Source organism: Pseudarthrobacter sp. PvP004, from assembly GCF_017876035.1.
GTDB lineage: Bacteria > Actinomycetota > Actinomycetes > Actinomycetales > Micrococcaceae > Arthrobacter > Arthrobacter aurescens_A.
In genome coordinates, this window is the sequence record NZ_JAGINL010000001.1 from 1,198,096 (window position 1) to 1,211,056 (window position 12,961).

The 12,961-nt window shown below is 62.9% G+C and carries 10 protein-coding genes; 8 read left to right on the forward strand and 2 right to left on the reverse strand.

The annotated features are described in order from the left end of the window. Positions 1 to 6: 6 nt before the first annotated feature. The 8 genes from J3A64_RS05490 (at position 7) to holA (ending at position 11,804) form a co-directional block, all read left to right on the forward strand. Positions 7 to 1,788, forward strand: coding sequence for a glycerol-3-phosphate dehydrogenase/oxidase (locus J3A64_RS05490; RefSeq protein ID WP_011774934.1), 1,782 nt, complete (start codon positions 7 to 9; stop codon positions 1,786 to 1,788). 170 nt (positions 1,789 to 1,958) lie between these two features. Then, entirely contained in the window at positions 1,959 to 2,711 is a 753-nt protein-coding gene (locus J3A64_RS05495; protein ID WP_011774933.1) for an MIP/aquaporin family protein, read from the forward strand. Positions 2,712 to 2,786: 75 nt separating this feature from the next. Then, positions 2,787 to 4,301, forward strand: coding sequence for a glycerol kinase GlpK (gene glpK, locus J3A64_RS05500; protein ID WP_026005314.1), 1,515 nt, complete (start codon positions 2,787 to 2,789; stop codon positions 4,299 to 4,301). A gap of 360 nt (positions 4,302 to 4,661) precedes the next feature. After that, positions 4,662 to 7,190, forward strand: coding sequence for a leucine--tRNA ligase (gene leuS / locus J3A64_RS05505; protein WP_210063775.1), 2,529 nt, complete (start codon positions 4,662 to 4,664; stop codon positions 7,188 to 7,190). 59 nt (positions 7,191 to 7,249) lie between these two features. Beyond that, the gene (locus J3A64_RS05510; RefSeq protein WP_374100533.1) at positions 7,250 to 8,233 is read left to right on the forward strand and encodes a DegV family protein; all 984 of its coding nucleotides are present in this window, start codon (positions 7,250 to 7,252) and stop codon (positions 8,231 to 8,233) included. Between the two features lie 448 nt (positions 8,234 to 8,681). Beyond that, entirely contained in the window at positions 8,682 to 9,137 is a 456-nt protein-coding gene (locus J3A64_RS23605) for a helix-hairpin-helix domain-containing protein (protein WP_286139663.1), read from the forward strand. 4 nt (positions 9,138 to 9,141) lie between these two features. Next, entirely contained in the window at positions 9,142 to 10,869 is a 1,728-nt protein-coding gene (locus J3A64_RS05520) for a ComEC/Rec2 family competence protein (protein WP_307807162.1), read from the forward strand. Further along, the gene (gene holA, locus J3A64_RS05525; protein WP_043470307.1) at positions 10,788 to 11,804 is read left to right on the forward strand and encodes a DNA polymerase III subunit delta; all 1,017 of its coding nucleotides are present in this window, start codon (positions 10,788 to 10,790) and stop codon (positions 11,802 to 11,804) included. Before J3A64_RS05520 ends, holA begins: the two co-directional genes overlap by 82 nt. A gap of 108 nt (positions 11,805 to 11,912) precedes the next feature. On the opposite strand, the gene rpsT is transcribed toward holA, so the two are convergent. Both rpsT and J3A64_RS05535 read right to left on the reverse strand, forming a co-directional pair. Further along, positions 11,913 to 12,173, reverse strand: coding sequence for a 30S ribosomal protein S20 (gene rpsT / locus J3A64_RS05530; protein WP_011774926.1), 261 nt, complete (start codon positions 12,171 to 12,173; stop codon positions 11,913 to 11,915). Positions 12,174 to 12,357: 184 nt separating this feature from the next. After that, positions 12,358 to 12,906: a type II toxin-antitoxin system PemK/MazF family toxin gene (locus tag J3A64_RS05535; protein WP_011774925.1), complete on the reverse strand. Its 549-nt coding sequence runs from the start codon at positions 12,904 to 12,906 to the stop codon at positions 12,358 to 12,360. Between the last annotated feature and the right edge of the window lie 55 nt (positions 12,907 to 12,961).

The window sequence follows — 12,961 nt, forward strand, 5'->3', positions numbered from 1 at the left end:
GCAGTTTTGGGACACAACAGGATTTCCGGTACCTCACAGCACACACAGCGCGACTCCGTCGTTGCGTTGCAGGAGCGGCCTTCGGCCAAGGTACTCATCATCGGCGGTGGCATCAATGGTGTGGGAACGTTCCGCGATCTCGCCCTTCAAGGCGTCGACGTAGCGCTTGTTGAACGCGGTGACTACTGCCAAGGTGCAAGTGGCGCCTCGTCCCACATGATCCACGGCGGCATCCGCTACCTCGAAAACGGCGAGTTCCGCCTGGTCCAGGAATCCGTGGTTGAGCGCAACCGTCTGCTGCGGATTGCGCCGCACTACGTGAAGCCACTGCAGACCACCATCCCGATCTTCAGCACGTTCTCCGGCATCCTGTCCGCACCCATGCGCTTCCTCACCCACAAACAGGGCAAGCCCAAGGAGCGTGGCGCGTTCCTCATCAAGGTTGGCCTGAGCATGTACGACTTCTTCTCCCGCGACGGCGGCAGCGTACCCCGCCACCAGTTCCGCGGCCGGACAAAGGCCTTGGCCGAGCTCCCCAAGCTGCACTCCGGCATCAAGTACGCGGCCACGTACTTTGACGCTTCGGTTCACAACCCCGAGCGCCTCACCCTCGACGTCCTCCAGGATGGCGAGAAGGCAGGCCGAGGTGGGGGACTCCCAGGAGGAAGCGCCCGCGCCAGCAACTACGTCTCGCTTGTCTCCATGGGTTCGGACGGAGTGCGGCTCCGCGATGAACTGACCGGCAAGGAATTCGACTTCCAGGCCGACGTCATCGTCAACACCACCGGCGCCTGGGTAGACCTCACCAACCAGGCCATGGGCGCCGTCAGCAAGTTCATGGGCGGCACCAAAGGATCGCACATCGTCCTTGACCACCCGGAACTGCTCGCCGCGTGCAACGGCCGGGAGATCTTCTTCGAGCACACCGATGGCCGCATCGTCCTGATCTACCCCATGGGGGACCGCGTGCTGGTCGGCACCACGGATGTGGACGCTGATATGTCCGAAGACGCAGTGTGCACGGATGAAGAGATCGACTACTTCTTCGACCTCGTCGGCCACGTGTTCCCCACCATCAAGGTGGAGCGGGAGCAGATCGTCTACAGTTTCGCCGGAGTTCGGCCCCTGCCGCGCCACGACGAAACGCAGCCGGGATTCGTCTCACGCGATTACCGCATCGAACGCAGCGTCCGCACCGGCGGCGACGCCGTCCCAACACCAGGCGGTAAGGCCGCCGTCGTACTCAGCTTGGTAGGCGGCAAGTGGACCACGTTCCGCGCCCTGGCCGAACACATGAGCAATGACGTCCTTCGCGAACTGGGCATGGAACGCAAAGTCTCGACGGCGAAACTCGCCATCGGCGGCGGCGCCGGCTTCCCTGCCTCAGAACAGGGCGAGCAGGAATGGATTAAGAAGCACATGGGCCCGGGCCTGGACGCTGACCGCGTAGCCGTGCTGCTGACCCGGTACGGAACCCGGGCAGACGCCGTCATTGACTACCTGAACGCGGGACATGACACGCCGCTGCGTTCCACGCGCGAACTGAGCGTTCGGGAGCTGGCTTTCATGGCCGAGCACGAGCAAATCGGGCACCTGGTGGATGTCCTCATTCGCAGGACGTCACTCGCGTTCCGTGGGCTGGTCACCGGCGAATTGCTCAACGAGATCGCCGCAGCGTTGGCCGAGCCGCTCGGTTGGGACGCCGCTGCCCGTGAAGCGGAGATCCGCCACGCCCAAGAGGTACTGCAACGGTTCCACAAGGTTGACGTGCACAGTCTCGTAGCCTGACACCAAGCAGCGGAAACAGCTTGACCGTCCCAGCGTGCGGTAGGGACGGAATGGGGTAGGTGGGCCCGCCAGGGGACCACCACACCGGGACGGTTCCGGAGACAACGGAACCGTCCCAACAGCCTCTTCACCCGCGAGGAGGCTGACAACAGAAAAATGAGGAGTCAAAGATGTCTCTTGGAATTGTTTTCCTTTCCGAAGTATTCGGAACCATGATGCTGACCCTGCTGGGTTGCGGTGTCGTGGCAAACGTTGCGCTCAAAGGCACCAAGGGCAACAACGGTGGATTCTTGATGGTGACGTGGGGCTGGGGTATTGCGGTCTTCGCGGGCGTCTTCGTGGCCGCAAAGTCCGGTGCGCACCTTAACCCGGCCGTCACTTTAGGCCTGCTGGTCAACGGCAAGCCAGAGTACGCACCCGGTGTGCCGGTGGACTTCGCCTCCACCCTGACGTACTTCGGCGCTGAACTCCTGGGCGCGTTCCTGGGTGCCGTTGTCTGCTGGCTCGCTTACAAGCAGCACTTCGATGAGGAGCCCCTGGCAGCCAACAAGCTGGGCACCTTCTCCACCGGACCGGCCATCCGCTCCACCCCGTGGAACCTGATCACTGAAATCATCGGCACCTTCGTCCTGGTCTTCGTCATCCTGACCTTTGGCGGCACCCCCTCGGGTCTCGGCCCGCTGGCTGTCGCACTGCTTGTTGTTGGTATCGGCGTTTCCCTCGGTGGCCCCACCGGCTATGCCATCAACCCTGCACGTGACCTTGGCCCCCGCATCGCGCACGCCGTCCTCCCCATCAAGGGCAAGGGCACCAGCGACTGGGCCTACTCATGGATTCCCGTTGTAGGACCGCTTGTTGGCGGAGCACTTGCCGGCCTCGTGGCCCTCTGGGTCCCTGACATCATGCCTGCACTCGCCGGCTAATCCCGAACGCACCTCACTTATCCGCACGCTGTAGATAACCACTGATTAGCTAACAACCAAGACAAGGACGTCACCATGAATCAATACGTCATCGCCATCGACCAAGGCACCACCAGCTCCCGCGCCATCGTTTTTGACCACACGGGCAACATCGTGTCCACAGGCCAGATGGAGCATGAGCAAATCTTCCCGCAGGCCGGCTGGGTGGAGCACAACCCCGCCGAAATCTGGAACAACACCCGCGAGGTGATCGGCTCCGCCCTGTCCAAGGCGAACCTGACACGGCACGACATTGCCGCCGTCGGCATCACCAACCAACGCGAAACAGCGGTCGTCTGGGACAAGAACACCGGCGAGGCCGTTTACAACGCCATCGTCTGGCAGGACACCCGCACCCAGTCCATCGTGGATGAACTGGCTCAAGACGGGGGCGTGGAGCGCTTCAAACAGAAGGTCGGCCTGCCTTTGGCCACGTACTTCTCTGGGACCAAGATCAAATGGATCCTGGACAACGTGGACGGCGCCCGCGAACGAGCCGAAGCCGGCGACCTCCTGTTCGGCAACACTGACGCCTGGGTTCTGTGGAACCTGACCGGCGGCGTGGACGGCGGCGTGCACGTCACTGACGTGACCAACGCTTCCCGCACCTTGTTCATGGACCTCGAGACCCTGCAGTGGGACCAGGAGATCCTGGACATCTTCGGCGTGCCGGCCTCCATGATGCCTGCCATCAAGTCGTCCTCCGAGGTATACGGCCACGTGCACACCTCGCAGCTGCTCCGCGAAACGCCGGTAGCCGGCATCCTCGGAGACCAGCAGGCAGCAACCTTCGGGCAGGCCGCTTTCCAGCCCGGCGAAGCCAAAAACACCTACGGCACCGGCTGCTTCCTGATCTTCAACACCGGCGAAGAGATCGTTCACTCAAAGAACGGCCTGCTCACCACCCTTGGATACAAGCTGGGGGACGCCAAGCCGCACTACGCCCTTGAAGGTTCCATCGCCGTCACCGGGTCTCTGATCCAGTGGCTCCGTGACAACCTCGGCCTGATCAGCTCCGCTCCTGAGGTTGAGGACTTGGCTGCCGCCGTCGAGGACAATGGCGGCGTCTACATCGTGCCGGCCTTCTCCGGCCTGTTCGCACCGTACTGGCGAGCAGACGCACGCGGTGCAATCGTCGGACTCACGCGCTTCGCCAACAAGGGTCATATTGCCCGCGCAGCACTGGAAGCAACTGCATTCCAGACGCGTGAGGTTCTCGACGCCGTCAACGCCGACTCGGGCGTTCCGCTCACCGAGTTGAAGGTCGACGGCGGCATGGTGGCCAACGAGGCACTCATGCAGTTCCAGGCAGACATCCTGGGCGTACCTGTAGTTCGCCCGAAGGTTGTGGAAACCACGGCCCTCGGTGCTGCCTACGCGGCCGGCCTCGCCGTCGGTTTCTGGAAAGACCTCGGTGAGCTCAGTGCAAACTGGAACGAGGACAAGCGCTGGGAGCCGCAGCTGCCGGTGGAGGAGCAGGAGCGTCAGCTGCGGCTCTGGAAGAAGGCCGTAACCAAATCCATGGATTGGGTCGACGAAGACGTTAAGTAGTTCAAAAAGGGGCCGATGACTCCCGCCCGCCCGTCCCCAGCTGCTCCCTCCGCCCGCAAGCTCGCGGTGGGCCCTCGCAGCCGGGGGCCCAACGGGGGGACCCGCCACACGATGGCGGGGAGTCATCGGCCCCTTTTTCGACGCTGCGCGCTGCGTCGCCAACCACGATTTGCCGGTGAGTGGAAGGGGGATCGTGCGCTATTGTAGATCTATGCGTGCGATCCTTCTGCTTATCTAGCCGCTCGGCTTTCACTAGCCGTGCGGCCGCCCCTCCATTGTTGAGGGGCTTTTGTGTGTCCGGGACTTACCGGTGCCATAGCAGGAGTCAAAACCGCCATCGAAGAACAGAAGAGGGCAGCAGTGAGCGTTCAGCCGGAGACAGAGACCGGAACAGCACAAACAGCCGCAGCCGAAGCGCCCGAAGAAGGCGTCTACAGCTTCGCTGCGATGGAAGCCAAGTGGCCGCAGGTCTGGGAGGACCTCAAAGTCTTCACGCCTGCCGACGACGGATCGCGGGAACGCCGCTACGTGCTGGACATGTTCCCCTACCCCTCCGGCGACCTCCACATGGGCCACGCCGAAGCCTTCGCAATGGGTGACGTCGTGGCACGCTACCTGCGCCAGAAGGGCTTCGATGTCCTGCACCCCATCGGCTGGGACTCCTTCGGACTTCCCGCTGAGAACGCTGCAATCAAGCGTAACGCGCATCCCAGCGAGTGGACTTACGCCAACATCGACACCCAGGCGGCGTCCTTCAAACGCTACGCAATCTCCGCCGACTGGTCCCGCCGCCTCCACACCTCCGACCCCGAGTACTACCGGTGGACTCAGTGGCTGTTCAAGCGCTTCTACGAGCGTGGCCTGGCATACCGCAAGGACTCGCCCGTCAACTGGTGCCCCAAGGACCTGACTGTTCTCGCCAACGAGCAGGTAGTCAATGGCGCCTGCGAACGCTGCGGCACGCCAGTTACCAAGAAGTCCCTGAACCAGTGGTACTTCAAGATCACGGACTACGCCGACCGCCTCCTTGAGGACATGGACCAGCTGCAGGGTCACTGGCCCGAGCGCGTCCTGGCCATGCAACGAAACTGGATCGGCCGCTCCGAGGGCGCCCACGTGCGTTTTGTCATCGAAGCCACAGAGGACCGGGCAGAGCGCGAAGTCACCGTATTCACCACCCGGCCGGACACCCTCTACGGTGCAACCTTCTTCGTTGTTGCTGCGGATGCTCACCTGGCGCTGGATTTGGTGACGCCTGAACACCACGACGAACTCATGGCCTACCGCGAAAAGGTCAAGGCACTCTCGGAAATTGAGCGCCAGTCCACCGAGCGCGAGAAGACCGGCGTCTTCACCGGCCGCTACGCCATCAATCCGCTCAACGGAGAAAAGCTCCCGGTGTGGGCCGCTGACTACGTCCTGGCCGACTACGGCACGGGCGCCATCATGGCCGTCCCGGCACACGACCAGCGCGACCTCGACTTTGCCAGGACCTTCGGGCTGCCCGTTCGTGCGGTACTGGATACCGGTGACGAGGACCCCGCAGAGACCGGCGTTGCCACTGCAGGTGAAGGCACGCTCAAGAACTCCGGAGAGTTGGACGGCCTTTCCAAATCCGAAGGCATTCCCGCAGCGATCGAGATTCTCGAGAAGCTCGGAACCGGCGAAAAGTTCGTCAACTTCCGGTTGCGTGACTGGCTGCTCAGCCGCCAGCGCTTCTGGGGTACCCCCATTCCCATCATCCACTGTGGCGAATGTGGCGAAGTGCCCGTTCCAGATGACCAGCTGCCCGTCAGGTTGCCCGACAACCTGCGCGGTGAGGCGTTGTCGCCGAAGGGGACCTCCCCACTGGCCGCCGCCGTCGAGTGGGTCAACGTAGAGTGCCCCAACTGTGGCCGTGCAGCGCAGCGTGATACTGACACCATGGATACGTTCGTGGACTCGTCCTGGTACTTCCTGCGATTCGTATCGCCGGACTACACCGAAGGCCCGTTCGATCCCGAAAAGATCAACAACTGGATGCCGGTCGGGCAGTACGTGGGCGGCGTTGAACACGCCATCCTGCACCTGCTGTACGCACGTTTCTTCACCAAGGTCATCAAGGACATCGGCCTGATCGAGGCCAACGAACCGTTCTCGGCGCTGCTCAACCAGGGCCAGGTGCTCAACGGCGGCAAGGCCATGAGCAAGTCCCTCGGCAACGGCGTGGATTTGGGCGAGCAGTTGGACAAGTTTGGTGTCGACGCCGTTCGCCTTACCATGGTCTTCGCCTCCCCACCTGAGGACGACGTCGACTGGGCGGACGTTTCGCCGTCCGGTTCGGCCAAATTCCTGGCCCGCGCCTGGCGCCTCGGCCAGGACGTCAGCAGCGAACCGGGCGTTGATCCGGCCACAGGTGACCGTGCCCTGCGCACCGTGACCCACAAGACCATCGCCGATGCCGCTGAACTGCTGGACAACAACAAGTTCAACGTCGTGGTTGCCCGCCTGATGGAGTTGGTCAATGCCACGCGCAAAACCATCGATTCGGGGGCAGGCGCCGCAGATCCGGCTGTTCGTGAAGCGGTGGAAGCCGTAGCCGTGATCCTGAGCCTCTTTGCGCCCTACACGGCCGAAGACTTGTGGAACACGCTCGGTCACCCGGCTTCCGTTGCGAATGCAGGCTGGCCGAAGCACGACGATGCACTGCTGGTGCAGGACACCGTGACCGCTGTGGTCCAGGTGCAGGGCAAGGTTCGCGACCGTCTGGACGTTTCGCCGGACATCACCGAGGACTCGCTGCGTGAGCTCGCCCTGGCCTCGGAGAACGTCCAGCGTGCCTTGGACGGCCGCGGCATCCGTACAGTCATCGTGCGGGCACCTAAACTGGTGAACATCGTTCCTGCCTAGCAGGGATAGTGCGGCCGCCGGCATTCTGCCGGCGGCCAGCCATCATCTTTGGAGGTTGCGTGCCTGAGCGAGAACCACCCGCATGGATATGGCTCAAGGAAAGAGTGGCGCGCCTCCGGCAGCCCGCGGCACCGGTTCCTGTCGCTGACGTGCCGCTGGCCGCCGTCGTCAAAACTGCCGTCGTCACCGATTCCGCCGCGGCCCTGCCGTCGGACTGGGTGTCTGCTTTCACCGCGGACGGCCGATTGGCGGTTGTTCCGATGCCAGTCATGGTGGGCAACGAAATTTACGGCGAAGGCGAAGACGACATCACGCAGACCCTGTCTTTGGCTCTTGCCTCAGGCGCTTCGGTGAAAACTTCACGGCCATCGCCTGGCCAGTTTGAACAGGCGTACCTCGCTGCGCAGCGCCACGGATTTGAGGCTGTGGTGTCCATCCACATTTCCTCCGAACTCTCCGGAACCGCCGATTCCGCAAGGTTGGCTGCCGCACGCGTCACCATCCCGGTTGAAGTCGTGGACTCGCGCACCGTGGGGATGGCGCAAGGCATGGGAGTCCAAAGTGCAGTGGTGGCAGCAGCCGATGGCCAAGGAGCGGCAGAAGTCCGCGGCTTCGCCGAGAAGCGCATGGAGCGGACCAAGGTCTACTTCTACGTGCCCAGCCTCGAACAATTGAGGCGGGGCGGGCGCATCGGCGCGGCAGCATCCCTGTTCGGTACTGTCCTGGCCATCAAACCCATCCTGGCGGTCGACGGCGGCAGGATCGTACCGCTGGAAAAGGTCCGTTCCGCTGTGCGCGCCGTTGCCCGTTTGGAGGAGATCGTTGCAGCAGACGTGGCATCCCGCCCGGCCGGGCAGCAGCGATTGGCGGTTCACCACTTTGGCAATCAGTTGGAGGCAGAAGCCTTGGCCGCCCGTCTTAGCGAGAAGTGCCCGGATTGCCCGGCACCTCAAATCAGCGCACTGCCGGCTGTGTTGGCAGCACATGCAGGTTTAGGTGTTCTTGCAGTCATCGTGGGGGAGAGCAGCACGCCAACAGACTGACCCTTCGCTCGTCTTATCCACATAGAGCACCTCGTCCCCGTCGGGCGGACAGCGGCGGTCATAGGCTCGTTTCATGCCACGCCGGAACCGGGATACGTCCCCAGATGCCGCAGCGCAGGCAGTCCGGCAGCGGTTTGCCTCTCGTCTCGGGGCGAACCCCCAGACACCTCCGCTCTTACAGCTGCCCCTCGAGGCGGATCCGACGACTGATCACTCATATCGAAAATCCGAGACCCGTCCTGCGCGGACTCGTTGGCGAACCCCTTGGCGGGTTGCCGCCCTGCTCGCCGTTGTAGGAGCTGGCATTATTGCCTGGCACTTGTGGCAATCGGCCGTGGGGCAGCCAATTTCTGAACCCCTCACACCGTCGATGTCAGCGGGCCCCGGGCTACCAAGTCCGTCAGAGTCCCAGCATCCAGAGGCCAGGGAGGCTGGGAGGAGCCTTCTTGTGCACGTTGCCGGTGCCGTGCAGAAGCCCGGCGTGGTGGCTTTACCGGAGGGCAGCCGGGTTTTCCAGGCGATAGATGCGGCCGGGGGTGCTGCGTCCAACGCCGAACTCAACGGGCTCAACCTTGCTGAGGTGCTAAGTGATGGGGTCAAGATTCATGTGCCGAAAGTAGGGGAGGTCCCGCAGCCTCCGCCATCGCCACTAGCTGGCGGTTCCGGTAGCCCCGGTGCAACGGCCGGCCCTGCGGCCGGAGGTGCCAAGGTCAACATCAACACTGCCTCACTGGAAGAACTGGGGACGCTGCCCCGAGTGGGGCCGGTGACTGCGCAAGGCATTATTGACTGGCGGAAAGAGCACGGCCCATTTGCATCCGTGGAGGAACTTGACGCCGTTGATGGCATCGGTCCTAAGCTCATGGAGTCTCTCAAGGATCTTGTGACGGTGCAGGGTGGCTGATCCGGTGGCAGGAACGGTTGAACCCGCTGGGGGCGCGACGGCATCGAAGCGCACGGATCTGCGGCTTGTTCCTGCCGTGCTGGTCACGTGGTCCGTTGCACTTGCCGGAGCCTTCATCGACGCAGCGTGGTCCGCCTCTGTGGCAGGAGTACTGGCCGTGGTCGGGGGACTGCTCCTGGTTGGGGCGCGGCGTCGCGGAGCGGCATCGGTTCGTGCCGGAACGATGGCTGCCACCTTAGCCCTCGCCTGTGTCCTGGGTGCAGCAGTAGCTGTCCATTGTGCTGTTGTGGCCAACACGCGGGAGACCGGCCCATTGTCTGAGGCGGTGGCAAGGGGAGGCGGTGTCTTCATTCAACTGCTGGTCACAGGAATGCCTGCGGAGGTCCCCATGCCGAGCCAATCCGGTGGAAACAGATGGTCGGTGACTGCGACGTCGCTTGAGCTCACATCCAACGGAACTGTCATTCGTGGTTCCGCAGAGGTGATGGTTGTTGGAGGAACTGGCTGGCAAGACGTGCGGCCCGGGCAAAGCATTAGAACTTCAGGAACACTCAAGGCTGTGCGGGAAGGACAAACACAGGCAGCTCTCCTGTCCGCGTCCTCCGCTCCCATCATCATGACGTCGGCTTTTGATGTCCGACGGTCCGCCGGTGAGGTACGTCGACAGTTTGTGGCAGCGTCGAGTTGGTTGCCTCCGGACGCGGCCGGTCTGATGCCGGGAATGGTCACGGGGGACACCACCGCCCTGCTGGAAAGTCTTGAGGCGGATATGAAGACCACCGGAATGACACATCTCACCGCAGTTAGTGGTGCAAACTGCAGCCTGGTGCTGGGAGGCTTCATTTTGCTGGCGAGATGCCTGAGGCTCACCCGCCCGGTTGCCGGAGTTTTGGCGGCGTGCGGTCTTATGGCTTTTGTTGTCATGGTGGGGCCGGACCCGAGTGTTTTACGTGCTGCTGTCATGGGGACCGTGGGGCTGGCTGCCCTCATCGGTGGCCTGCGGGGCAGGTCCCTCACTTTCCTCTGTCTTGCCACCATCGTTCTTTTGCTGCTCGATCCGAGCATGGCTGCAAATGTCGGGTTCCTCCTGTCCGTCCTGGCAACGCTGGGTATCGTGCTGCTGGCCACGCGCGTTGCGTCGTGGATGCCTTCCAGCGTGCCACGGTGGTTGGCTGCCGGGGTGGCCGTACCGTTGTCGGCCCAGTTGCTGTGCTGCCCGGTGATTGTGGCCCTTCAACCACAGTGCACTCCTTACGCACTCATCGCGAACGTGGTGGCCGGTCCTTTGGTGGCTCCGGTGACTATCCTTGGGACGATCGCCGTTCCACTGGCTGCGACCCTTCCTTGGTTGGCAGTGGTACCTATCGCCGTTGCGGGAACATGTGCAGGTGCCGTGGCTGGTATGGCGAGGTTCTTCGCCCATATGCCCGGGGCGGCCCTGCCGTGGGCCGAAGGCCCGGCTGGAGTGGTGGCCATGGCTACCATGTCACTTTTGAGCATCCCGATCGTTTGGATGTTGCTGCACCCGGCAGGGGTGTGGGGCCGTGTCCTGGGCGTGCACCACATCATCGTGTTGCTTCTTGAGCGCGGGGTCATCACCAAACATGGCAGACTTGAAGCCTGCAAAGAAACGTCCGGAAGGAACTACCAGTGGCTGCTGCCCAAAACACCCGGGCCAAGAGCGTCGCGGCGAACACCGTCAGCTGGCGTGATGCGGCGCCGGCCGCCGTAGTCCTGATCATGGGCCCGGAAGAGTATCTTGGTATCCGCGCCATGGACGGCATCCGTAGCCACGTGCGAACCGCTACACCGGATGTTGAGCTCAGCCGGTTGAACGCGGGTGCCTACGAGGCCGGGTCGTTGGCGATGACCGTTACCCCGTCTCTCTTCGGCGAGGGCAAGCTCATCGAGGTCGAGGGTCTCGAGGCCATGAATGACGCCTTCCTGTCCGACGGATTGGCCTACCTTCAGCATCCGGACCCAGACGTTGTCCTCGTCCTTCGCCATGCCGGGGGAGTCCGGGGCAAGAAGCTGCTCGACGCCGTCAAGTCCGCCGGATGGCCCGTCATCGATTGCCAACCCCTGAAGAAAGACTCTGACAAGACCGCGTTTGTCGTCTCCGAGTTCAGGGCCGGCGGACGACGCATTGAGGGCGAGGCTGTCCAGGCCTTGGTGAATGCGGTGGGCGCCAATCTTTCCGAGCTTGCTGCTGCCTGCAGCCAGTTGATTGCCGACGCCACCACAGCCGTCACAGCCGAGACTGTTGAGCGCTACTACGGCGGCCGAGTTGAAGCTACGGCTTTCAAGGTGGCCGATGCTGCCATGGCCGGCAACGGACCGGTTGCACTGTCCACCCTGCGCCACGCCTTGGCCACCGGCGTTGATCCGGTTCCCCTGGTTGCAGCACTGGCTGCCAAGCTGAGGACCTTGGCCAAAGTTGCGGGTGCCAACGGTTCACCCGCCACCATCGCCAAAAACCTGGGTATGCAGCCGTGGCTTGTGGAACAGGCCCAGCGTGATGTCCGCCGCTGGACCCCGGAAGGCCTGATTCGCTCCATCCAAGTCATTGCAGAAGCCGATGCCCAAGTGAAGGGCGAGTCGCGGGACCCTGTCTACGCGGTTGAGCACGCGGTCACGGTCATCGCCACCTCGGCCAGTCGCCGCTGATGTCGGCCGCCGCTTGTGCGCGTCGGTGCTGACTGGCCTGCTTAAACCCAAAGGCCGGCGCCCATGGGGCGCCGGCCTTTTGATCAGCTCAGTCGAACTGGAAAAACCTTAGAGTGCGTTGACCTTCTTGGAGATCGCCGACTTGCGGTTTGCAGCGTTGTTCTTGTGAATAACGCCCTTGCTGACAGCCTTGTCCAGCTTGCGGCTGGCAGCAACAAGTGCAGTTCCAGCAGCATCCTTGTCAGCAGACTCAACGGCGGTGTTGACGGCGCGGATGGCCGTCTTCAGCTCGGACTTGACAGCGTTGTTACGCAGGCGAGCCTTCTCGTTGGTGAGGATGCGCTTCTTCTGGGACTTGATATTAGCCACGTATGAACTCTCTTTTTAATGCGGAAATGGTCTAGAGGGTTTTCAGGTTGGCCATCGACTGAGCGGCGTGGGGATGCCTATGGCAGCCAACCATGTATGGCCGTCGACCTGCACGGACACACAGCTATAAAGGATAGCAGAAAGTATGGCTCACCCACGACTCGTCGTGTTAGTTGCAGGCGGTTCAGTTCCCACCGTGCCTGGCGCGCACGGCCCGGGAGACCTCCATAAACGGTGTTTTCCCCAAGATTGCGCCTTCGCGCCGGATTGCCTCGGGATCCAGGCGGATGATGCGGCCTACGTTGATCTCACTCGCCCGGCCCTGTCGATCCCAGGAACCCGCTCCAATATCGACGTAGTCATCCGCCCTGTTCCCGTTGTCGTGGTCTTTGGATGTCAGCATCAGCCCCAGGAGCCAGCCGCCGTCCCGTCCAATAAGAAGGACGGGCCGGTCCTTACCGCGTGAGTGATCCTCTTCGTAAGGGACCCAACTCCATACGATCTCCCCGGGATCCGGTTGGCCGTCAGGCTTGGGGGAGTAGTTCACTTTGACGGCCCCGCGGAAGTCGCCGGGGTAGGAGCCGGGCGGGTGCCCGACGGCGGTCCGCCGGGATTGATTGCCCGGAGCGCTCGAGGGGGCGCCCAAGGGGGTGCCGGCGTTGGTGCGGCTGCCTCCCAGCGCCTTGAATGATCGCAGGAGAAGTTTGCCCAAGGGGCGCAAGTCGAAAGCCATGTGACAACGCTACAACCGTCCACTGCGGACGCCCGGCAGGCAATGTACGGCGAAG